This is a genomic window from Bacillus sp. TE8-1, from assembly GCF_008368855.1.
GTDB classification, from domain to species: Bacteria; Bacillota; Bacilli; order Bacillales; family Bacillaceae_G; genus Bacillus_A; species Bacillus_A cereus.
This window is the reverse complement of the sequence record NZ_QPET01000009.1, coordinates 159,439-182,980: the sequence shown is the minus strand read 5'-3', so window position 1 is coordinate 182,980 and position 23,542 is coordinate 159,439. Positions and strand designations below refer to the sequence as shown.

The following is a 23,542-nucleotide window of genomic DNA, read 5'->3' as shown; positions in this document are numbered from 1 at the left end:
CAGTTCCCACTGTTTTAGCGCTTTTTTTCACGTATTCAACTTAACAAATCTATAACCGTGTGTAACTAACACTTTTAATATCGCATATCCTGGAATGGCTAAAATAATGCCCATAATCCCGAATAAGTTTCCGGCAGTTAAAATGATAAAAATGATAGTAATCGGGTGAATATCTAACTTTTTACCCATAACTTGCGGAGAAATAAATTTACCTTCTGCTAATTGTACAACCATCATAACAATAATTACTTTTAACACCATTGCTGGCGAGTCGATAAATGCGATAATTAACGCTGGTGTAATCGCGATAATTGGTCCTACGTACGGAACGATATTTACAATCATCGCTAAAATCGCAAGTAATACCGCATATTTAATACCAATAATAAGATAACCAATTAATAGCATAATACCGATAAATAAGCTGACGATAATTTGACCTCTAATATACGAGCTAATCGCATAATGCATATCATCTAGTATTCTCATTGCTGCTGGTTGTCTTTGCTCTGAAATAAACTTTAAAAAGTGATTCGGCAATTGCTCACCATCTTTTAAAAGATAGAACAATATAAATGGAACCATTACAAATGTCAAAACAACCTCTGTAACAGTACTCAAAAATCCAGTTACATTCCCAGTTACTGATGATAATGACTTTGTAAAATCAACTGTGTACTCTTTTACCATATTCGCAACATTAATATTTAAATTCTCCTGAATTTTACCGAGTAAATTACTTTCCCCGAATCTACGTGCTGCTTGTTCAATCTCATGGCCAAAATACGGTAAGTTATCAATTAATGCATCAATTTGATCTTTAATAATAGGGATAACCGTTACAACTAAAAACACAAATAATCCTAGTACGATTAAATATATGGAAGCTATCGATACGATTCTTGAAACACCTTTCTTTTCTAAAAGCGAAACGAATGGATGTAAAATATAAAATAGCACGCCTGCTAATAGTACTGGGAAGAAAATTGTTTTTAAAAATACGATAAACGGTGTAAAAACAAATGATATTTTTGTTAGCAATAAAATATTAATGAACAATAACGCAAATCCAAGTAATACCGCCAAATAATTTTGTTCTCTAAAAAACTTTCTTAACTTATCTCTTTTTCTTATATTTATTTTCTCCAACGAAACCACCTCTTCGAATGATGAAAAGCCCTTATTCAGGGCTCTTCATCATAATCTATATATCTATTTCTTTGCAGCTTTCACTACAAATGATACAATAAAAATTAACACGATTGCACCTAATAATGCTGGCACGACATGAATCCCACCAAAAGACGGCCCAAAAGTTCCAAATAATTTACCACCTAATGAAGCACCTAATAAACCTGCGATAATATTTCCGAACATACCACCTGGGAAATTTTTACCCGTTATAGAACTAGCAATTGCACCTATAATAGCACCAACTATTAATGTGATAATCCATCCCATTTTTAGTCCTCCATTTCTATTATAGTTTGTATGATTTAATACAAACATATGTATTTATCATTGCTAATCATATTTCACTATAGAAATATATTTACTACTATTTTACATATGGAGATACATATATTATATGCAAAAAAGAAAAATATTGTCAAACTCACCCATAAAGCAATTATATTCATATACCATATTTAAAGGAGGCTTCATTATCTATGATTCTTAAGTTAAATTCCACTTCTTTTGAAGTAGCAACATCCATTTTACAGGTTCAAATTCCAGCTTATAAAGTTGAAGCAGACTACTTAAATAGTACTGCCATACCTCGTTTATATGATACTGTAAACGATATTCAAAATTGCGTTGAAACATTCTATGGATATTTTTCTGAAAATAAACTTGTCGGTTTTATTTCTTTTGTACAAGAAGAAAAACTAATCGATATCCATAGGCTAGTTGTATCGCCCGATTTTTTTCAAAAAGGAATCGCAACGAAACTCCTAATTTATATATTTAACATGTTTCCCTCTCCAATGACATATATTGTACAAACAGGTAAAGCGAATACCCCTGCTATTACTTTATATAAAAAACACGGATTCATTACAGTATCAGATACAATACTTCCTGACGGTATGATTCTTACGCAATTAAAAAAGACAGAATACACAAAATAATTTGACTTGTTCGCTCCTTTATGTTATTTTTTACTTTATAAAACCTTTTGCTGAGTCCAAATTTTGGAGCGGGGGAACCATTTTTGTAGCTATGCTACTTGGGGCGAATCTTTTTTAAGTAGGGAAACTCTCACTTCCCGAGTCCGACAGCTAACCTCGTAAGCGTAATGGGAGAGGAAGGTGCTTTTTGCCTATGTTACACATTTTGCCTCCTTAATTATAAATATGGGATCGATATCAAATAGTCACCTATATTTATAGAAAAGGAGAATGTATTATGTTACGTTTATCTGATCACGCAATTAAAATGATGGAGCAAAGACTTCGAATTGAAAAACAACGCACATATCAAGCAAATAAGGTTGTAGATAACTTACATCACAAATACTTCTTTCAGCATATTTTTCAACCGAAAAGATAAAGAAAATGTTTATTTAATATTAAAAAACACAAGGTGTGTCTTACAAAGACATTCCTTGTGTTTTTTATATTCTTTATAAAATTCTCACTACATTTAAGCTTGCTGTAATCGCACCTGCTATAGTAGTCACATGCCCTACACCTAACGGGCCATTTTGTAATATTAATGTTGAATTGGCACTCGTCACATTCACAAGAAGTGTATTTGAAATGGCTGGTTCGATTACTACAGTTGATGTCGTTACGTTTTGTATAAAACTCCCTGTTAGTTGCGTTCCATTTAATAGCAATCTAACAGATACTGTCTCATTCCCACCATTTGCATCCCCTTGAAAATAGTAGCTTACTAAATATATTCCTGGCGTCGTTACTGTGACTGTCGTAGCACTAGTTAAAGATACACCAGTTCCATATACAGTGGATCCAGAATTAATTGGGATGTTGGCATTTGCTGCAATTGTGCTTGTTGATGTAGAAAAGAAATATCCGCCACCTGTCGATATAGCAGATGATCCTGTTGCTCCAGTTAAGCCTGTTGGACCTGTGGCACCTGTTGGGCCCGTTATCCCCGTTACCCCTGTTGCTCCAGTTATTCCTTGTATGCCTTGTATTCCGGTCGGTCCTGTTGCACCAGTCACTCCAGTCGCTCCGGTTGCTCCTGTTGCTCCCGTCACACCTTGTGGCCCCTGGATTCCTTGGATTCCTTGTGGACCTGTTGCTCCCGTAGGGCCGGTCGCTCCCTCCTGCCCCGTTACCCCTTGTGGACCTTGGATTCCTTGTGGACCTTGAGGACCCGTTGCTCCAGTAGTTCCGGTTGCTCCTGTTGGACCAGTTTCTCCTTGTGGTCCTTGAATTCCTTGAGGACCTTGGGGACCCGTTGCACCAGTAGGTCCGGTTGCTCCTGTTGCTCCTGTTGGACCCGTCGAACCGGTTATCCCTTGAATTCCTTGCGGTCCAGTTGGGCCGGTTGGACCGATTACACCTTGAATTCCTTGTATACCTTGTATTCCCTGTGGACCCGTTACTCCTTGTGGTCCTTGAATTCCCTGTATTCCTTGAGGACCAGTTGCACCAGTCGGACCGGTTGGGCCTTGTGGACCTTGCACACCTTGTATTCCTTGAGGACCGGTTGGGCCTATACTTCCTTGTGGTCCCTGAATACCTTGTATTCCTTGAGGACCAGTTGGACCGGTTATGCCACTCGGACCTTGTACGCCTTGCACTCCTTGAGGACCGGTTGGACCACTCGGACCTTGGATTCCTTGTAGCCCCTGTAAACCAGTTGGACCGGTCGCTCCCCTTACTCCTTGCTCACCTTGTATGCCTTGTAGACCTTGAGGGCCGGTTGGACCGATTGGCCCCTGTGCTCCTTGCACTCCTTGTGGACCAGTCGGACCGGTTGCTCCTGCCGGTCCCTGGATTCCTTGTAGACCTTGCGGACCAGTCGGACCGGTTACTCCTTGTATCCCTTGTGGACCTTGAATGCCTTGATCACCCGTTGGACCCGTTGCCCCCATTGGTCCCTGTACTCCTTGCAAACCTGTTACACCAGTTGCTCCGGTCGGTCCCTGGATTCCTTGTACCCCTTGAATTCCAGTCGCTCCTGTTGCTCCGGTCGCTCCTGTTGCCCCTGTTGCTCCAGTCGGACCCGTTGGACCCCCTGGTGATCCTGCTGGACCGGTTGGACCAGTTGGACCTCCTGGTGGACCAGTTGGACCGGTTGCTCCAGTCGGGCCAGTTGCAGAACCTGTCGGACCAGTTATCCCAGTGGCTCCTGTTGGGCCGGTTGGACCTGGATCACCTTGTAAACCGGTTGGACCAGTCGGACCGATTACACCTTGCACTCCTTGTATTCCTTGTATTCCTGTTGGACCTACCTGCCCCATTTCTCCCTGGGGACCTTGTAAACCTTGAACACCAGTTTCCCCTTGTGGACCCATTGGTCCTTGCTCCCCTTGAATTCCTTGAGAACCAGTTGGCCCTGTTGGACCAATCGGACCCTGTATTCCTTGTATTCCGGTTACACCTTGTAAACCACTACCTCCTAAATTACCTTGCACACCTTGTATACCAGTATTTCCAGTTGGTCCAGTCGGACCAATTTCCCCTTGCACTCCTTGTATTCCTTGTACTCCTGTTGGGCCGGTTGGACCGATTTCTCCTTGCATTCCTTGTATGCCTTGTATTCCTGTTGGACCGGTCGGACCGATTGGGCCAGGAATTCCTTGTATCCCTTGAATACCAGTTGGACCAGTCGGACCTCTTTCTCCTTGTATTCCTTGAACACCTTGTATTCCCTGTGGGCCTCGTTCTCCCATAGGCCCTTGATTACCTTGAGCACCCCGTGGTCCTGTTAAACCAGTCGGACCTGTTGGTCCAATCTCTCCTTGCACCCCTTGCACTCCTTGTATTCCTGTCGGACCTGTTGGACCAATTGGCCCTTGTACGCCTTGTATTCCTTGCGGTCCAGTTGGTCCACCTAAAGAACCTGTCGGACCCGTTGGACCAGTCGGTCCCGTAATACCTGACGCCGGAAAAGGAATAGGTGCTTGAAACTTACTACACTTATCTTGATCCCTCACAAGCAGCTCCCCCCGTTATAACTAACGTATCAAACTATTTTTAATACATTTAAACTAGCTGTTATCACACCAGATAATGTCGTTACATGCCCAATAGCTAATGGGCCATTTTGTAAAGATAAAGTAGCATTTGAAGAAGTAACTTCAATGACCATCGTATTCGAAACTGCTGGTTCTAATATAAAAGTACCTCCTGTAACATAAAAAATAAAACTCCCTGCGACTTGTGTTCCATTTAAAGTAAGCCTCACTGAAATCGTTTCATTCCCCCCAGTTGGATCGCCTTGAAAATAATAGCTTACTAAATAAATTCCCGGCGTACTTAACGTTACAGTTGTTGCATTTGTTAAACTGACATCAGAACCAAAAACTGTAGATCCAGAATTAATTGGTATTAACGCATTCGCTGCAATTGTACTCGTTGAAGTAGAAAAGAAATAACCCCCCCCGCTAGGTAAGCCAGTCGCTCCTGTCGCTCCCGCTATTCCCAAGAAACCTATTGAACCTGCACTACCAGTTGCTCCTGTCGGTCCCACCACACCACTTGGGCCCTGACTACCTTGTGCTCCAACTGGGCCTATACTACCACTAGCACCTGTCACCCCACTTGCTCCAATTGGGCCTTGCAACCCTTGAATCCCTTGTATACCTTGTATTCCTTGCGGACCCGTTGCACCTGTATTGCCTGTCGTTCCCGTTATTCCTTGTATTCCCGTAATCCCTTGCACTCCTTGCACTCCTTGTGGTCCAGTTGCCCCGGTTGCTCCAGTAGCCCCAGTTTCACCCGTTGCACCTGTAATTCCAACATTTCCTTGTGGGCCTTGTGGGCCTTGACTACCTTGCGCTCCTTGGACTCCTTGTGGGCCTGTTATACCGACTTCCCCTGCACTTCCTTGGGGACCTCTAATTCCTTGTGCACCTGTTGGACCGATAATTCCTTGCACTCCTTGTATTCCTTGCACTCCTTGCGCTCCTGTTGGACCCGTTATTCCTTGTAATCCTTGAGAACCTTGCAAGCCAATAGCTCCAGTCGGTCCTATTATTCCTTGCACTCCTTGAGGACCTTGTGCACCTTGTGTGCCTGTCAATCCGGTAGTCCCTTGTATCCCTTGAACACCTTGAGGACCTTGTATTCCAGCTGCTCCTGTTTCTCCTTGTATCCCTTGAACTCCTTGTATACCTTGTGATCCAGCAGGACCGGTTACTCCTCGGATTCCTTGTGCACCTTGAGCTCCTTCCGCTCCTGTAACACCAGCTGGACCAGCTACACCTTGGATTCCCACCATTCCTTGTGCACCTGTTGGACCGATTACACCTTGAATACCTTGAATACCTTTAGGGCCTTCTGCACCTGTTGGACCGATTACTCCCAGCGGACCTTGTATTCCTCGAGAACCTTCTGCACCCGTTGGACCGGTTATACCTTGGTTACCTTGAGGACCTTGTGCCCCTTGTACTCCAACTGCTCCAACTACACCTTGGGAACCTTGCGCTCCTCTTACACCTTGAGGACCTGTTGGACCGGTTATACCTTGCACTCCTTGCGCTCCAATTGGTCCTATCCCACCGCTTACACCTGTTGAACCAGTCGCACCCGTTGGACCTGTTGGACCTCCTGGTGGACCGGGTGGTCCAGCTGGTCCAGTCACCCCACTAGATGGACCAATTGGACCAGTTGTTCCCGTCGGACCGCCCGGTGGTCCTTCTGAGCCTTGAATACCAATGCTACCTGTCGCTCCCGTTATACCTCTTATTCCTTTTATCCCTTGAAAACCTGTTGCTCCCGTTATACCTTGTATTCCTTGCACACCTTGTGGTCCTTGTAAACCTATTGCACCTGTTATCCCCTTTATTCCACTTATACCTTGGGCACCTTGCATTCCAGTAGAACCAGTTGGACCCACTTCCCCTTGTATTCCTTGAGCTCCTTGCGGGCCTTCCTCTCCAGTAATTCCTTGTATACCTTGGAAGCCGTCTTCTCCTTGTATACCAATAGCCCCTTGCTCTCCTTGTATTCCTTGAACACCTTGAGGGCCTTGTGGACCAGTTACACCCGAGACTCCAGTTATGCCTCTCTCTCCTTGCATTCCTTGTGCCCCTGTTTGTCCTCGCTCGCCTATTTCCCCTTGTATTCCTTGTGTGCCTTGTATACCTTGACTACCAGCAGGACCCGTTGCTCCTTGTATTCCTTCTAATCCTTGTACTCCAATATCACCAATTAGACCTTGGTTACCGATTAATCCTTGAGCACCTTGGAGACCAGTCGGGCCAGTTATACCTTGCTCTCCTGTATCACCAATAGCCCCTTGTATTCCTTGTGCTCCTGTTGTCCCTTGGGGACCTTGTATTCCCCTGATACCTTGAGGACCTTGGGGCCCAGTTGCTCCCGTCGGTCCAGTCACCCCTGTAGGACCAACAGGACCTTCATGCCCTCCAGTTGGACCGATTGGACCACTATTACCTGTCGGACCCGTTGCTCCTATAAACGGAAGAGGCAGTGCCACTCCAAATTTTTTGCACTTTCTATGATGACGCACAACAATCCCCCTTCCCCAAAATAATTACACCTTTTATATGAAATGCATTTTTATAAGAAAAGTACACCTTTGACCTCATTTTTTTAAAATAAAGAAGCCTATCATTTCATCTATTTGAAATCATAGGCTTCTTTTATAAAAACACTTTACTTTCTAGCTTTAATAATAAAAGTAGTCGGCACCATTCTAGCTTTATATAAAGAATAATACTTCGTAGACGGCTCAGCTAGTTCTCCATCAAACGAGCTTGATGGTTCAGGCTCTTCTATTCTCTCAATTTTAAATCCCGCTCTATTTAACTCATTTATGTATGTACTTATTTTTCTCTTATATAATGTCGCTTGTACATTTTCTCCTTTAAATGTTTCAAACGTAATGGGCGTTTCCTTATGATAAGAAGACTTTATAGCAACTTCTTCCGTACCATACTGTAAGTTTGAATATACCGGGTGCTCCCAACTAAAAATAAAACTTCCTCCTGGCTTTACATATGAATAAATCAGTTCCAACGTTTTTCTTAAATCCAAAGTCCAACCTAATGCATAAATGGAATATACAATATCAAAATATCCTTTCGGAATATCTCCTTCTTCTTCCATTGCTCCGCATACTAACTTTGGATTCCATTCCTTTAACGTCTTATTCGCTATTTCAATTTGTGTACTCGAAAGATCAAGCCCCCATAATTCCTCTGCCCCTTGTTCCGCCATATATTGCAACGAATGCCCACTTCCACAGCCAATATCAAGAACCTTTTTCTTTCTGATTGAATCAAACAAACGAATCTCATCTTCAGACGCCGTATACGGACCATATTTAGGTAAACAATCCACTTGAAAGAAATAAGGTGCAACTGTATCCCAACACTTTTTATTTAAAGCTAACATTTGCGTACCTTTCATATTCTACATTCCCCCATCCATTTTTCTTTCTCTAATATTAATTACATATCATAACCAGATCGCCCTTTTCTCTTCGCCCGGTAGTTTTTCACTTTCGCAATCGTACCGCATGCTCTTCCTCCTTCTTCTCCAGCATACATACCGCACCATCTTTTACTTCCATTTCGCGAATGATCATAAAATACCCAGCGACAATCTGGACATGCTTTTAACCGTCCCCACACATTTTCTTGAATTGACATTAATACAATGCTTAACACTTTTGTATACACATTCTCTTCATATACTGGTTCATATGTAATACCTTTCATATCATCCTTTATATGTACATGAAATGGGTATTTCTCTAACCATTTTTGCAATGATCCTTTGCCTTCAATTGTCATCCGAATATCTTCTCGAAAACCTCTTAATTCCTCTATCGTATGAAATGGAAACTCTTCATCAAAATATTCTTTCATAAAGAGCTTTATATCTTCTTTTGTTTGCAGCAAATCAATTGGCTCTCTCGTATCGTTTGGTATTCTCCATGTATTTAAAAATTCCCGAATATATTCTAGTTCATTTGGAGCGTTTTGATTCAATTCGATCCACCTTCTTCTTAAAATTTACTTTTTTCTGACTTTATGTATAATTATAGTATAAAATAGTTAACCATCAAATAATTTTACTGGTTACATAATTAGGAGGATTTCTATGAAAAGTTTCTCAACACCGATACGTTTCATGCTTATTTCTTCATTTTTTATGTCTTTTGGGTATTTTGCAGTATACGCATTTTTAGCTATTTATCTATTAACCTTTCTTCATTTTTCTGCTGTCCAAGTAGGAACAGTGTTGACGGTTATGACAATTACATCACGAGTTATCCCATTATTCTCAGGGTTAATTGCTGACAAAATAGGCTATATCATTATGATGATAGCCGGTTTATTTTTGAGAGGAATCGGATTTATCGCTTTAGGAATATGGTCTGATTTCTATACAATTTCTATTTCTTTTGCACTTATTGGCTTCGGAACTGCATTTTACGAACCTGCCGCTCGCGCTATATTTGGCTCACAGCCAGCTCATTTGAGAAAAAATTTATTTACATATTTAAACCTTAGCTTTAATTGCGGTGCAATAATCGGACCAATTGCAGGAGGGTTCTTACTCTTACTCGATCCACTCTACGCTTTCTCTCTAACAGGATCTCTTATGCTGTTATTTGCTTTTATCTTTTACTTACTTAAAAATCACTTCCAAGTCACTACTGAAAACACGTCTATTACATTAGGAATACAGGCCATCTTACAAAACAAGTTTTTCCTTCTGTTTTCCTTTATCATGATTTTCTTCTATATTATGTTTACTCAGCTTACTGTCGCCCTTCCACTTCATATGAAAAACATTAGTAATAGCAATCAACTTGCTACATTAGTCATTACGTTAAATGCAATAACAGGCGTCCTATTTATGGTGTTATTCCGAAAACTCTTTCTCAAATACAACACCCTTTCCTTTATTAAATACGGTGTTTTACTAATGAGTATTTCCTTTTTACTCATTCCTTTATTTCAACACCCATATTGGCTCTTTATTTGTGTAATTTTATTTACAATCGGTGAAACACTTGTATTACCAAACGCTGATATCGCTATTGCAAATTACAGTAATGAATCATATACAGCCACTTTCTTTGGATTTTATCAACTATCACTCGCATTTGGTTTTATCATTGGTAATTATACCGGTACATCTTTTACATCCAACTTAAGCGGAGTGTATACACCATGGCTTATTTTTGGCGGAATAGGGCTTACTGGTTTTATTTCACTACATATTTTGAATATAAAAAAAGTGGCCTCTAAAGAGGATAGATATATACCTATGTAATACAAGCGTCCTATAATAAAAAAAATCGACCATCATATGTGACAGTCGATTTTTTTATTCTTCATATTCAAGATGATTATGCCTTTTACAACCAAACAAATAGCACCCACCTATAAAATCCGTTTCAAATTCTAACCCTGGAACATATCCTGATTTAATACGCTCTATCATTGTTTTATAATCATTATTCGCTTCTGTATATTCCTCAATTAACTCTTTCTTATCTTTCTCTGTCCAGTTGTCTTCTACTTCTTCATTCTCGACATCTTTTATTTCTGCTGTTTTCGCTTCGATAGATTCCCGTATCACTTCATTTATACGCGAGAAATGATTCACTTTATATAGAGCATAAACAAATCTACTAATCCAATTAGGACTTTTCCAGCATTTTTGTATCCCTTTTCGAACCATTCAATTGCTTCTTTATAGCAATTCAACTCAACATATAAATCTGCTACATGAATTTCCCCTAAAAAATTATCAGACTCCCTGTTAAAAGTATCTAACTTCTCTTTTGCTTCTGTCGTTCGTTCTAAATCAATTAAACATTTTACATAGCTATACATGATATAGTCCGAATCCCCTGCAACTCGCAAGAAAAATTCTGAAGCTTTTTCCAGCTCTCCAAGGTTATAATGCGCTACAGCTACATTATGATATGCTTCATCTGATGGTTGAATCGAAATAGACTTTTGTAATGCTTCTTTCGCTTCTGTCCATTTTTCTTGTTTCATGTAAATGTCCCCTAAGATGTTATAAGGAAAGTATGAAGATGGATTCAACTTAACAACTTCTCTTATTAATTCAAGAGCTTTATCATCATTCTCTTCCTCATAAAAATACATCCAGGCGAGATTGTACGTCTCTAGATTCATGTACTGCTTGTTGAAACAGTTCCATTGCTTCCTCATATTTATTTTGTTCAAACATTTCAATTGCCTTCTCATTAATGTTCAAATAACTACCTCCGAAGTAAATGAATTCATCTATTCCCTATCATTATAGTAAAATGTAAAAATTATAATTTCTATAAAAAAATTTCTTTTTCTCGTCTACATTTCGATTGAAATAGAAGCTAAAACACACGAATTTACAACAATAAGTAAATTTTTCAGTCTCTCTTACATTGGATATACAGCCTTTTTTAATTTACATATTATGGTACAATAAAAAGAGTACTAGCTAAACATTTACGCTCCACACTAGCAGTCTAACAATGCCAAAATCAAAAATCACATAGAATCGGAGGGGATGTTATGAAAAGGAAATTACTTGTTCTTCTATTCACCGGAATCATACTATCAGGATGTTCAACTATAGCAGAGAATTCTTTAGAAAGCGGGAAAGGCAGTATGGAATTATTAACACCAACGATCACAGCAAAAGATAATGAGTTAGAAATTAAGACCGAGGGAATTGATGAAAATAAAGTAACTTTTATTTATGTTGCTAATAAAAAAGTGTTAGAACAAAAGCTAAAGAATGGTGAATCCTACAAGCTTAACATTAAAGATATCGAACACGCTCATCGGACAGACTACAAACCAAAAGTTCAACTTTTGCAAACGAAAGATGATAATGATGATGGAGAAATAGTAACCTTCAAACAAGTTAGATATACAGTTAAAAACTAATTTTAAAGTTGTTTCATTATAAATGTAACGAACGAAAATATACTTTTAACAGTAGATAAATGTAAGGGGTGCTGACATGAAAAAACGATGGATTTCTTGGTGGATTGGTAACCTATTTTGGATTATCATTTTTGGAATATGGGCCGCTATTATTTGGTTACGAGAGGTTGATGGTGCTGGTGTTATTCAAACACCTGAAATTAAATCCATATCACTTATCGTTATATTAATCGCGTTTATCATACCGGTATTTTTTCAAGTTATATGGCTAATCATTAATTTGAGGATGAGTAGAAAAAATAATTATACGATTTAGTTTTTCAATTAACAATAAAAAAGAGAGGAATCTACATCAAAATAGATTCCTCCCTTTTACATTTGGACTTATACTGCGCTTTTAATGCAGCACTACTCCTCTTTTTTACGATGCATGTTCATCTTTCTTTTTCATTAACGCTCTTTTCTTCATCGCCTTCGTTAAATATCCACCCTTAAACGAGCGAATTTCATACGAAGACATAAACGCTTTCGGTGCGATTTCATTAATGATTTCTAAAAGCTCTTTCTCCCTAGAACGCTTTGCGACGATATCTAAGCGATAACGTATAGAATTAATACCTTCGCCCTCAAATACTGTAACGCCAAATCCAGAGTGACGTAATTCATCTACTAATTCATTACAACGGTCTAGTAAACTAACTTGATACGTAATATAACCAATTGCTAATTTATTCTCTATATAACCGCCTAATAACAGTCCCGCACTAAAGCCAATGACATAGGCAACGATGTTCATCCAATTTGATAAATCTTGAAACACAATACCTAAACTGACAATGTAAATAGCTCCTTCTAACAATCCAACACCAGCAGCGGATCTTGTTTGATTCTTTACAAGCAAAATCGTACGGATTGTTAATATTGGAACGTAAATAATTTGAAGCACAAAAATAAGTAGCGCTTGTAACATTGGTATCCACCTCTTTCAAAAAGTCTTTTGTCATAATAACATACATAACCTTTAGAAATCGATGGGTTTTTTAAAATTTTTTTATTATTTTTCATACTATTGAAAAACACAAAAAAGAAGCGTATTATATTTGTCATTAATTTGATTACTTGTATCATATCGCTAAACTAAAAAAGGAACCTGATTAGGTCCCTTTCATCATAGCTCTATGTTTTTCGAAGCATGTTCTCTTTGCTTCTCTTCTTCTTTCACTAACTGCATATTTGCATACGCTAAATTTGCAATCATTAAAAAGTGACCACCTAAAATACCTGTACCGAATGCCCACATTTCCATTTCATGCTCAATTTCATACATGATGATAGCTCCTAAAATAGCAGCTGCAAATCGGTTTAAAACTCCTAATCCAGGAGCCTTTTCCTTCATTACGATACTTTTTCCGAGTTTCTCCACTCTGCGAGCTAATAACCAAAGACAATAGGCGCTTACTGCTAATCCAATACCGAACCCTGTCACTTGTTTTCCAAACGGAGTAATCGTCCACATAAGTAGTAAACCACTAAAGATCACATACAATTGTAATCGATATACACGTAAGGCTTCTTGAATCAAAATATCCGCTCCTAAGTTCTCATTTTTTGTACTTTAGAAGAAAAGCAGCAACTTACACAGTTGCTGCTTTCTCTTCTTCTTGTTCTTGTTCCATCTTACGAATTTCAACACGTTTAATTTGGTAAGCGTCTTTTTCTAACACTTTAAATTCATAACCTTCCGCCTCAACGTGTTGTCCTTCTTCGATTTCATGATTTTGCATCATAATCCATCCACCGATTGTATCCACATCATCTTCTTCGATGTGTAATCCAAATAAATCTTTCACTTCTGAGATAAGCACTTTTCCATCAACAATGATATGTTGCTCGTTCACATGTTGAATTGGCGGTGCTTCATCTTCATCATATTCGTCACGAATTTCGCCGACGATTTCCTCCAAGATATCTTCAAGCGTTACAATTCCGGCTGTTCCTCCGTACTCATCATATAAAACAGCCATCGGAATTCGCTTCTTCTGCATTTGAAGTAATAAATCGTGAATTGGAGTCGTTTCCATCACTTCAATAATCGGACGCATATACGAGCGAATAGATGATAAATCTTTTTGATCCTCGGTCATATATCGAATAAAGAAATCTTTTACGTTGACCATACCGATAATATCATCTTTATCTTCTCCAAAAATCGGATAACGGGTGTATCGCTCATTTTGGATCACTTTCATGTGTTCTTCTACTGAATCTTCCAGGTAGAAACCAACGATTTCTGTTCGCGGTACCATAATCTCTTTTGCAATACGATTATCAAATTCAAAAATGTTATTTACATACTTGTATTCAGCTTGATTAATTTCGCCACTTTCATAGCTATCTGAAAGGATAAGACGTAATTCTTCTTCTGTATGAGCTACTTCATGTTCTGAAGCTGGCTTTAAACCGAATAAACCAGTTATCACACGAGCTGAACCGTTCAATACCCAAATAAATGGATACATTACTTTATAGAACATCATTAATGGACCTGCCAATAATAACGTTACCCTTTCAGCCTTTTGAATTGCCATCGTTTTCGGAGCTAATTCCCCTACTACAACGTGTAAATACGTCATAATCATAAAAGCAAGACCAAATGTTAATACTGATGAAATAGAAGGATTTAAGTTCCATTTCTCAAATAACGGGTGTAATAACTTTTCAATTGTCGGTTCACCTAACCAACCTAATCCCATAGCTGTAACTGTAATACCTAATTGACAAGCAGATAAATATTCATCTAAATTTGTTGTTACCTTTTTCGCTGCTAAAGCACCGCGTTTTCCTTCCGCAACAAGCTGATCGATACGGCTTGAACGTATCTTTACAATCGCAAACTCTGCTGCTACGAAAAATCCAGTAAATGCGATTAAAATCGCAACCATGACTAAATTAAATATTTCCAATGAATCCCCTTAGTTAAAAAACTAAGGTGTCCACCTCCTGTATACTATAATGTTTTCTTATTTGTTTGTTAGAAAACATAGCCCGATACAAAAATTAAAGAGGTCGGATTTCACTTATTCTATAATAATAGAGCAAGTGTCTGTATTAAAGCTGTCGTTTGACCAGATAAAGATTTCGATATTTTTTCACGTTGTGAATCAGTCAATCCATCTAAAAGCGGCTTTAACTCAGTAAGCTCCACTTCTAATTGATGAATATGGTCTGTCACTTCATTCACTTGTTTCGAAACGTGTTCATTGATACCGAGCAGCTTCTTCTTCTCCTCGATTTTCTCTTTAATCTCACAAAGCGGCATATGCATTTCTTTGCACTTCTCAATAAATTGTAATGTCTCAAATGCTGTTTCGTCGTAATAGCGATAATTAGATTGAGATCGCTCCGCTTTTAAGATACCTAGATTCGTATAATAATCAATCGTTCGTTTCGACACGTGAGCCATGAGAGCCAACTGTCCGATTCGATACACCTTCCCAACGATCTTCCCCCCTTGTTTATATTACTTACATCATACAACACATAAACTGTACAGTCAAACGTGACGGTTTATTATTCACAATTTATACAAAATTCCAATCTCCTCCTATGATGATTCAATACGAGTAATCTACACTTATACAATAAAATTACTAAACTACTACCTAATCACTACATTGTCTGCCACTTTTAACCTTTCTTATTTAAAAGCATATCCTACTAATAATGATTGCTTGTATAGGAGGGAATTAATATGAAAAAGACAATCATTTCTCATTTTTATAATGAAGAATACCTACTTCCATGGTGGCTTATGCATCACACGAAAATATTCGATCACGGCATTTTAATTAATAGAGGGTCTACAGATCGTTCCGTAGAGATTTGTAAACTATTAGCACCCCACTGGGAAGTACGAAATTCAAGATTTCTTGAGTTTGATCCAACTAATACTGATATTGAAGTGATGGAAATTGAAAGAGAAGTTTCAGGTTGGAAAATCGTTTTAAATACTACTGAATTCTTTTGTTGTAATAATACTGAAGAATTTTTTTCATCTCTTCATACACTAGGCCAAAACATGTATGCGATTAGAATGATTTTAATGATAGATAATCATAATTATAATTATTCAAAGCCTAGATATTCTATCCCCTTAGTAGAACAGCGATACCACGGTGTCTTCCCTTATAACCCAAATCTCGGATGTGCTTGGAGATTTATTCACAATCATCTAGACGGTGCATATTTACCTGGTAGACATCATTCGCGGCACGGATATATAATTTATGACTATCCTTCATTTATTTTAAAATTTTATTTTAGCCCTTGGAATGAACAATCAAAGGCAAGAAAATTACAAATTACACCTACCCTTTCAAAAAGGGGTGTTCAAATGGGACTTCAAACACATTACGGTCAATCTCCTGAAGTACTGGACATACGTTTTTTAGAGCTTAGTAACCTAACACAAGACCTCCGTCATAACCCTGAATATCAAGAATTATTTCCAAAATTCAAACCGTAATATTTTCTGCATCGTCATCACCTCAAACATTTTCATTCACTTAATCAAAAACAATCTCATTTGCATAAAACATGAATACTGTATAAATAATAAATTTTTATTTTAGGAGGAAAAAATGAAAGCTGTTATTCTTGCTGGTGGGTACGGTACAAGAATTGGGGAAGAAACACATTTAAAACCGAAACCTATGATTGAAATTGGAACAAAGCCCATTCTATGGCACATTATGAGTTTGTATAGTCATTACGGGATTACTGAGTTTATTATTTGCTTAGGCTATAAAGGATATGCAATTAAAGAGTTCTTTCTAAATTACAACTTACACATGTCTGATTTCACAATACAGTTAAACGATAATACAATTACTAGCCATTCTCATCGTGTAGAACCATGGAAAGTTACACTAATCGATACTGGTGTAAATACCGAAACGGGTGGCCGAGTGAAAAAGATTCAAAATTATGTCGGAGACGAACCTTTCTGCCTCACTTATGGTGATGGATTAAGTAATGTAAATATAAAAGAACTTATTACATTCCATAAAAAACATGGAAAAATGGCTACTGTTACTGCCGTACAACCTCCTGGTAGATTTGGTTCTCTCATATTAGATAAACAGTCTGTAACATCTTTTCAAGAAAAACCATTAGGTGATGGCGGATGGGTTAACGTTGGATTTTTCGTTTTAAATCCTGAAGTTTTCAATTACATTAGTGGAGATAAGTCTGTTTTTGAAACAGACACTTTAGTTCAGTTAGTAAACAAAAATGAATTGGCCGCATATCAACATTCTGGTTTTTGGCATCCGATGGATACATTGCGCGATAAAAATAAATTAGTCGAGCTATGGGAAAGTAATAACGCTCCGTGGAAGGTTTGGTAATATGGCTTCATCATCTTTTTGGAATAAGAAAAAAGTATTTATTACAGGACATACTGGATTTAAAGGCTCCTGGCTCACCCTTTTCTTAAGTTCTTTAGGTGCAGAAGTAGTAGGCTTTTCTTCTCATCCCCCATCCATTCCTAACATTTTTGAACAAGGTAACGTAGCAAAAGAGTGCACGACAATGAAAGGCGATATTACAGATTACCATTCTTTATTTCATGCCATGAAGCAGCATAAACCTGACATAATATTTCATTTAGCAGCTCAGCCAATCGTAACCGCTTCATACAAAAATCCTATCGATACATTCAAAACGAATGTTTTAGGTACTGTCCACGTGCTAGAAGCAGCAAAGTCCGTCGAAAGCGTACGTGCCATTATTAATGTGACAAGCGATAAATGTTATGAGAATGACGGTAGTGGCGACCGAGCGTTCGTGGAAAATGACCGACTAGGAGGTTTCGATCCTTATAGCGCTAGTAAAGCTTGCGCTGAAATAGCGGCAACATCCTATCAAAAATCATTCTTCCGCACTAATACCCAGAAACTCGCCTCAGTCAGAGCTGGTAACGTCATCGGCGGTGGTGATTGGGCAGAAGACCGATTATTCCCTGATATCATTCGGGCATATTTGCACAATCATACTTTGTGTATTCGAAACAAATATGCCGTCCGTCCGTGGCAACATGTTTTAGATCCTCTACATGGCTATATCCTTTTAGCTGAGAAACTTTGGAATGATGCTAAATATGCAGAAGCGTGGAATTTCGGCCCAATGAATGAACCTAACAGAACCGTTCATGATGTCATTGAATCTGTAATAAAATTATGGAATAACCCACTAACAATCATTTCCTCCTCTACAAATACTCCTTATGAATCACCTGTTTTAACACTCGATAGTACAAAAGCAGTAAACAAACTCGGCTGGACTCCTAAGTTATCAACAGATGATGCTATCGCTTGGACTGTTGATTGGTACAAAAAATATGCATCTGGTGAAAATATAGAATCTTTCACACGACAACAAATCGATGCATTCAAAAATTTATAAGGAGGCTATAAAATGGAACAGAAAAAATGCCGTTTTTGCCACTCATTACTAACCAACACTTTTTTAGATTTGGGCGTTTCCCCTCTTGCTAATTCATTTGTAGCTCCTGAAAGCTCATATAAAATGGAACCTTTTTATCCGCTGCACACATTTGTTTGTAACTCTTGTTTACTCGTACAGCTAGATGAATTTGAATCCCCACAAAATATTTTCCATAACTATTTATACTTCAGCTCTTACTCCTCAAGTTGGCTACTACACGCTAAACAATATGTAGAAATGGCGATTAAGCGTTTCAACTTAACGAAACATTCAAAAGTGATTGAAATCGCAAGTAACGATGGGTACTTATTACAATACTTTAAAAAAGAAAATATCGAGACATTGGGAATTGAACCCGCGAAAAACGTAGCAGAAATTGCTATCAAAAAAGGAATTCCTACTCATGTGAATTTTTTCAGTAATGACTTAGCAAAAAAATTGCCACAAGCTGATTTAATCGTCGCAAATAACGTATTAGCACATGTTCCAAACTTGCATGATTTTGTTGCCGGTTTAAAAACGTTATTAAAACAAGATGGCACGATAACAATTGAATTCCCACACTTATTAAACCTCATATCCTTTAAACAGTTCGATACTATCTACCATGAGCACTTTTCCTACTTCTCACTTATAAGCCTTCAAAAAGTTTTAAGTTATCATCATTTACAAATTGTTGATGTAGAAGAACTTTCAACGCATGGTGGTTCCTTACGGATTTTTGTAAACCATCTAAGTGCCCAATCAACTATCCATTCCAATGTTACAAAATTAATTCAAAAAGAAGTCGACCACGGGTTAGATACTTTAGATTGCTATCTCCTTTTTTCTAAACGCATCGAACAATTGAAAATAAATATTTTAAAGTTTTTTATTGAAGCGAAAGCTTTAAACAAACAAATTATCGGTTACGGTGCTCCAGCTAAAGGAAACACCCTTTTGAATTATTGCGGGATAGGTAAAGAATTTCTAGCTTATACAGTAGATAAAAATCCTCACAAACAAAATCTCCTTTTACCAGGAACTCGTATTCCAATAAAATCTCCAGCAGAAATTAAACGTACAAAACCGGATTACATTCTTATACTTCCTTGGAATTTGAAAGACGAAATTATGAAAGAATGCTCTTTCATTCGTGAATGGGGCGGTAAATTTTTAGTGACGGTTCCAGAAATTGAGGTGATCGAGCCATGAAGAAAGTTGTTGTAACAGGTGGTAGTGGCTGGATAGGTAAATATGTTGTACATTCACTTATACAAAAGGGATATGAAGTGCACGCCACTTATAATAAAAATAACCCCTCTCACCTCCCTTGCCATTGGCATAAAGTAAACTTGCTTCGCGATGACGAAGTAAAACAATTCATTTCGGATGTTCAGCCTAGCCATCTCATTCACCTTGCTTGGGAAGCGGTGCCACCAGCATGCTATGTATCTATTAATAATTACTATTGGCTAAAGTCTAGTATTTCATTGATTCAACACTTCACAACATGCGGTGGAAAGCGTGTTGTCGTTGCAGGTACTGGCGCAGAGTACGAATGGTTTAACGGCGTATTATTTGAAGATTCACCGCTCCTTTCCTATAAAACCCCGTATTCTTTATGTAAAAATGCACTGCACTCCTGGCTAGAAACGTATGCACAACAAACAGGCCTCAGCATGTGTTGGGGCCGCATTTTTCATATGTATGGACCTCACGAACAAGGTAATCGGCTCGTTTCTAACATTATCACTTCCTTATTAAAAAACGAGGAAGCACTATGTACACATGGAAAACAATCGAGAGATTTCCTCCATGTGAGTGACGTCGCTGACGCTCTCGTAACAATATTAGAACACAGCGTTACAGGCACCATCAATATCGCTTCTGGTCAATCTGTACAAATTAAAAAGTTAGCTTCTATCATTGCTAAAAAGATAGGAAAAGAACATTTAATTAAACTAGGTGCAATCCCTTTCTCTAAAGATGAACCTTTATTTGTCGGGGTTAATGTAGAACGTTTAAAAACTGAAGTAAACTGGAAACCAACATACGATCTAAATACAGGAATTGAAGAAACAATTTTATGGTGGAAATCATTTATACAAAAACATAACGATATGCATCATTAAAACGTAAATCCTTCGTTCCTCTCGCTAATTCCTTATACCATTCTCCTAATCTTTCCGACGTAATAATATGGTGCGTCCCCATTCCCCCATGCTTACTAGCTTCAGAAAGAGTCGGACCAATTTGTAACTTTCTCTTTCTCATCGCATCGTTCCACGGACTAAACCCAAACCATAATATACAGGCAAGAGGTGGATAAATCATCGATTCATGCGCAGATAAATGTCTTCCAACCGTATAACTTCCATGCTCATGATTATGAATAAATCTACCTCTTCTCCATAACGGCCAATCTTCTGGTAAATAACCATGAAATCGCTGTTTCATTAAAGGTATTCCAAAGTTAAGGTCCGGATAGTTGTAGTTAGGATCATCAACCATAATAAGCCCGTCCAGCCAATACATCCTCCCCCCCAATTCATTTAGCGATTTCCAAAACTGATTTTTATCTTGCACGCAAAGAAACTCAGTCGTATTTAAAATCATTTTCCATCCTTGTACTTCTTGTTCTATCCTCATCACTTCATGATCTGTCGCATATGCATCAAACTCTGGATTTACAGAATCTCGCACCTCCCAATGCGGTGCGAATTTTTTACAAATCTCAACGGAACGATCTGTTGAACCTTTATTAATTAAAATACCATGATCAAAAAGTTTCGTATGATGCATAAGCCACCATGGCAATAAATACTCTTCATTGTAAAAATGTGAAATAACGGTTGTAGTTATAATAATCTCCTCCTCTTTCTCTATTAATCTACTTTTTATCCTACAACCAATATACTCATAAGCAAAAATATGTTTCCTAATTATTGATCAAATATTATTATTAATATTTTTGTAAGTTTTCCTTTGGTATCCAGCCCTTCTCACCATCTCTTCCTTCGCACCAAACCCATCCATTCAATTCTTCTAATCCGATCAATCTTTCTCCAATACTCACATTTAATTCTTTCGCAGTATATTGTTTTATAATAATTCCTGTTCCATTCATATCTTTTCTTATAATTTGCTCCGGAACCCATCCTTTCCGGTTATACTTCTCTTCGTGACAAAACATCCAGTTTTCCCAGTTTTCCGGACCAGCGTAACTCTCTATCATTTTCACTACATCCCCCTCTTCTAAGCGAATTGGATTAGGATAATTGCTAACATGTGATTTTATAACGATATATTTCATAACAACCTCCAATAATCAGAAAATTAAGTTATAATATCATTATAACTTAAAGAGGAGGAATGCACGCATGTACTACAACACTTCATTCGAAAACGATCAACCTGTAGGCCGTCTATAAACTAAGACGGGCAATCATATAACACATACACTACGCCTCGTCTTAGGGAACTCATAATACCCTAAAAATAGACGGAGGTACTTTACATGAAACAAACAATTTTAGGAGCTATATATTTATCACTAGCAGCAAGTATATGGGGCGGTATGTATGTTGTTAGCAAATACGTACTCGATTTTATCCCACCACTAACACTCGTTTGGCTACGCTTTATTATCGCTTTTGTTGTTTTGTATGGCATTTTAAAACTAGCTGAGAAAAAGCAAAAGAAAAAAGTAACCATTCGCAAAAAAGATTGGCTCCTCTTCGCTTGGATTGGATTTATCGGCTATTTCATTTCGATCACATGCCAATTTATCGGAACAAAATTATCCGACGCTCATACAGGCTCGTTAGTTACATCAGCTACACCTGCATTTATGGTTATATTTGCAGCGCTCATTTTGAAAGAGAAACTAACTGCTCGTAGACTTTTATCTACTATAATAGCGACAATCGGTGTCATTATCGTAATCGGATGGGACATTGAAATCGGCTCTTATTTTATCGGAACAATCATTTTAGTTGGAGCCGCTATTACGTGGGCTTTACTATCTATTTATGTAAAAACCGCTTCAGCTCGATTTTCATCTTTAGTTATTACAACGTACGCAATTTTCTTTTCACTCTTTTTTATTACACCTTTTATGATATGGGAACTACAAGCGGCCTCTATCGGAACAGTAAATACGTACGTCATATTAGGCGTATTATACTTAGGAATCGTCTCAACAGCAGGTGCCTTTTTCCTTTGGAATAAAGGATTAGAATTAATGGATGCAAGCATCGGTTCCTTATTTTTCTTCTTCCAACCTATCGTTGGATCATTACTTGGCTGGCTCTTATTAAATGAGACATTAAATAGTAACTTTTTCATTGGTGGTATTCTCATTATATGTAGCGTTTTCATTACTACTTTTGAAAAGAAATAAAAAGCAGGCAGAGATTCTTAGTCTCTGCCTGTTCGCATAATTGGATCTTGGTCGTGAAAACCAATACAAATCGGTATATTACTTTGCACTTCACTACGTACACTTATAAAACTACACAGCGTTTTAGCAATTAAATATAAAGTTATACCGACTGCTTTTTCACTTGTGTCAAAGCCATTTTCAGTATACATATCTGCTAATTCTACAGACCCCGGCCCCTCAATATTATATGTCCATTCAGATGCCCAATCGTCATCCTCTTCTTCCATTGGAAAATACTCCTCACAAATATAGAACTGACTATCCCATTCGTTATCAAGGTCATACTCAAAATAAATCGCTTTTGCTTCTTCATTAGTAGCCCTTTCTACAGTTGCATCCAAACCTACTCGAATACTTTCCTTATATGATTCTAAATCAATTACTTTAATTCGCTCTGCACATTCTGTAGACGCCAACATGCAACAAATATCATAATACTTCGCTTCTATTTGCTCTACTGCTAACGAAAAGACATCCTCTTGCATCTCTTCTAAATACTGAAATATATCCACACTAAACACTCC

General features: G+C 38.1%; 24 protein-coding genes, 1 pseudogene and 1 riboswitch. Of the genes and pseudogenes, 11 read left to right on the top strand and 14 right to left on the bottom strand.

All coding sequences use genetic code 11. The features are described from left to right. Positions 1–27 precede the first annotated feature (27 nt). Together DN404_RS07455 and DN404_RS07450 are read right to left on the bottom strand one after the other, a co-directional pair. On the bottom strand, positions 28–1,149 hold the full coding sequence (locus tag DN404_RS07455; protein WP_000411484.1) for an AI-2E family transporter: 1,122 nt from the start codon (positions 1,147–1,149) through the stop codon (positions 28–30). Positions 1,150–1,212: 63 nt separating this feature from the next. Further along, a complete protein-coding gene (locus tag DN404_RS07450) occupies positions 1,213–1,461 on the bottom strand; it encodes a GlsB/YeaQ/YmgE family stress response membrane protein (RefSeq protein ID WP_000539727.1) in 249 nt (82 codons plus the stop codon). A 209-nt stretch (positions 1,462–1,670) separates the two neighbouring features. Between DN404_RS07450 and DN404_RS07445 the strand changes: the two genes are divergently transcribed. Beyond that, a complete protein-coding gene (locus DN404_RS07445; protein WP_000601226.1) occupies positions 1,671–2,132 on the top strand; it encodes a GNAT family N-acetyltransferase in 462 nt (153 codons plus the stop codon). A 38-nt stretch (positions 2,133–2,170) separates the two neighbouring features. Further along, positions 2,171–2,313, top strand: a riboswitch (cyclic di-AMP (ydaO/yuaA leader). Between the two features lie 96 nt (positions 2,314–2,409). Further along, positions 2,410–2,553 (top strand): hypothetical protein, encoded by a 144-nt coding sequence (locus tag DN404_RS30445; RefSeq protein ID WP_000945243.1) that lies wholly within the window; start codon positions 2,410–2,412, stop codon positions 2,551–2,553. A gap of 73 nt (positions 2,554–2,626) precedes the next feature. On the opposite strand, the gene DN404_RS07440 is transcribed toward DN404_RS30445, so the two are convergent. The 4 genes from DN404_RS07440 to DN404_RS07425 all read right to left on the bottom strand — a co-directional run bounded on the left by DN404_RS07440 (position 2,627) and on the right by DN404_RS07425 (position 9,157). After that, complete coding sequence (locus tag DN404_RS07440; RefSeq protein ID WP_370512799.1) at positions 2,627–5,140, bottom strand: BC_3345 family exosporium-associated protein; 2,514 nt, start codon at positions 5,138–5,140, stop codon at positions 2,627–2,629. 23 nt (positions 5,141–5,163) lie between these two features. Next, positions 5,164–7,671 (bottom strand): collagen-like protein, encoded by a 2,508-nt coding sequence (locus tag DN404_RS07435; protein WP_061113583.1) that lies wholly within the window; start codon positions 7,669–7,671, stop codon positions 5,164–5,166. A 146-nt stretch (positions 7,672–7,817) separates the two neighbouring features. Further along, on the bottom strand, positions 7,818–8,573 hold the full coding sequence (locus DN404_RS07430) for a class I SAM-dependent methyltransferase (protein WP_025708778.1): 756 nt from the start codon (positions 8,571–8,573) through the stop codon (positions 7,818–7,820). A 41-nt stretch (positions 8,574–8,614) separates the two neighbouring features. Continuing rightward, the gene (locus tag DN404_RS07425; protein WP_049108501.1) at positions 8,615–9,157 is read right to left on the bottom strand and encodes a CGNR zinc finger domain-containing protein; all 543 of its coding nucleotides are present in this window, start codon (positions 9,155–9,157) and stop codon (positions 8,615–8,617) included. A gap of 112 nt (positions 9,158–9,269) precedes the next feature. Between DN404_RS07425 and DN404_RS07420 the strand changes: the two genes are divergently transcribed. Continuing rightward, positions 9,270–10,451 (top strand): MDR family MFS transporter, encoded by a 1,182-nt coding sequence (locus DN404_RS07420; RefSeq protein ID WP_149214908.1) that lies wholly within the window; start codon positions 9,270–9,272, stop codon positions 10,449–10,451. A gap of 54 nt (positions 10,452–10,505) precedes the next feature. Here the strand turns inward: DN404_RS07420 and DN404_RS07415 are convergent. Beyond that, positions 10,506–11,408, bottom strand: a pseudogene (locus tag DN404_RS07415) (tetratricopeptide repeat protein). A 299-nt stretch (positions 11,409–11,707) separates the two neighbouring features. On the opposite strand from DN404_RS07415, the gene DN404_RS07410 reads away from it, so the two are divergent. Further along, positions 11,708–12,085: a hypothetical protein gene (locus DN404_RS07410; protein WP_000823781.1), complete on the top strand. Its 378-nt coding sequence runs from the start codon at positions 11,708–11,710 to the stop codon at positions 12,083–12,085. Between the two features lie 76 nt (positions 12,086–12,161). Further along, entirely contained in the window at positions 12,162–12,401 is a 240-nt protein-coding gene (locus tag DN404_RS07405) for a DUF3923 family protein (protein WP_000747688.1), read from the top strand. A 105-nt stretch (positions 12,402–12,506) separates the two neighbouring features. On the opposite strand, the gene DN404_RS07400 is transcribed toward DN404_RS07405, so the two are convergent. The 4 genes from DN404_RS07400 to DN404_RS07385 all read right to left on the bottom strand — a co-directional run bounded on the left by DN404_RS07400 (position 12,507) and on the right by DN404_RS07385 (position 15,575). Then, positions 12,507–13,055: a DUF2179 domain-containing protein gene (locus DN404_RS07400; protein ID WP_000938438.1), complete on the bottom strand. Its 549-nt coding sequence runs from the start codon at positions 13,053–13,055 to the stop codon at positions 12,507–12,509. Between the two features lie 198 nt (positions 13,056–13,253). Beyond that, positions 13,254–13,667, bottom strand: a complete 414-nt coding sequence (locus tag DN404_RS07395) for an ATP synthase subunit I (RefSeq protein WP_000613876.1) — start codon at positions 13,665–13,667, stop codon at positions 13,254–13,256. Positions 13,668–13,719: 52 nt separating this feature from the next. Further along, complete coding sequence (locus DN404_RS07390; RefSeq protein WP_000402258.1) at positions 13,720–15,048, bottom strand: hemolysin family protein; 1,329 nt, start codon at positions 15,046–15,048, stop codon at positions 13,720–13,722. A 119-nt stretch (positions 15,049–15,167) separates the two neighbouring features. Then, a complete protein-coding gene (locus DN404_RS07385; RefSeq protein ID WP_000285635.1) occupies positions 15,168–15,575 on the bottom strand; it encodes a MerR family transcriptional regulator in 408 nt (135 codons plus the stop codon). 261 nt (positions 15,576–15,836) lie between these two features. Here DN404_RS07385 and DN404_RS07380 point away from each other — a divergent pair, with 261 nt between their 5' ends. The 5 genes from DN404_RS07380 to DN404_RS07360 all read left to right on the top strand — a co-directional run bounded on the left by DN404_RS07380 (position 15,837) and on the right by DN404_RS07360 (position 20,706). Then, positions 15,837–16,610, top strand: a complete 774-nt coding sequence (locus tag DN404_RS07380; RefSeq protein WP_000750973.1) for a glycosyltransferase family 2 protein — start codon at positions 15,837–15,839, stop codon at positions 16,608–16,610. 115 nt (positions 16,611–16,725) lie between these two features. Further along, on the top strand, positions 16,726–17,493 hold the full coding sequence (gene rfbF / locus DN404_RS07375) for a glucose-1-phosphate cytidylyltransferase (protein WP_149214907.1): 768 nt from the start codon (positions 16,726–16,728) through the stop codon (positions 17,491–17,493). 1 nt (position 17,494) lies between these two features. Beyond that, entirely contained in the window at positions 17,495–18,550 is a 1,056-nt protein-coding gene (gene rfbG / locus DN404_RS07370) for a CDP-glucose 4,6-dehydratase (RefSeq protein WP_000168654.1), read from the top strand. Between the two features lie 12 nt (positions 18,551–18,562). Beyond that, positions 18,563–19,786: a class I SAM-dependent methyltransferase gene (locus tag DN404_RS07365; RefSeq protein WP_000435776.1), complete on the top strand. Its 1,224-nt coding sequence runs from the start codon at positions 18,563–18,565 to the stop codon at positions 19,784–19,786. Further along, a complete protein-coding gene (locus DN404_RS07360) occupies positions 19,783–20,706 on the top strand; it encodes an NAD-dependent epimerase/dehydratase family protein (protein WP_000758375.1) in 924 nt (307 codons plus the stop codon). Before DN404_RS07365 ends, DN404_RS07360 begins: the two co-directional genes overlap by 4 nt. Here the strand turns inward: DN404_RS07360 and DN404_RS07355 are convergent. Then, entirely contained in the window at positions 20,675–21,475 is an 801-nt protein-coding gene (locus tag DN404_RS07355; protein ID WP_076774856.1) for a glycosyltransferase family 2 protein, read from the bottom strand. The genes DN404_RS07360 and DN404_RS07355 overlap by 32 nt on opposite strands. A gap of 61 nt (positions 21,476–21,536) precedes the next feature. Continuing rightward, a complete protein-coding gene (locus tag DN404_RS07350) occupies positions 21,537–21,887 on the bottom strand; it encodes an SH3 domain-containing protein (protein ID WP_000875288.1) in 351 nt (116 codons plus the stop codon). Positions 21,888–22,091: 204 nt separating this feature from the next. On the opposite strand from DN404_RS07350, the gene DN404_RS07345 reads away from it, so the two are divergent. Then, on the top strand, positions 22,092–22,976 hold the full coding sequence (locus DN404_RS07345) for a DMT family transporter (protein WP_149214906.1): 885 nt from the start codon (positions 22,092–22,094) through the stop codon (positions 22,974–22,976). A gap of 17 nt (positions 22,977–22,993) precedes the next feature. On the opposite strand, the gene DN404_RS07340 is transcribed toward DN404_RS07345, so the two are convergent. Next, positions 22,994–23,530, bottom strand: a complete 537-nt coding sequence (locus DN404_RS07340) for a hypothetical protein (RefSeq protein WP_000350936.1) — start codon at positions 23,528–23,530, stop codon at positions 22,994–22,996. Positions 23,531–23,542: the final 12 nt, after the last annotated feature.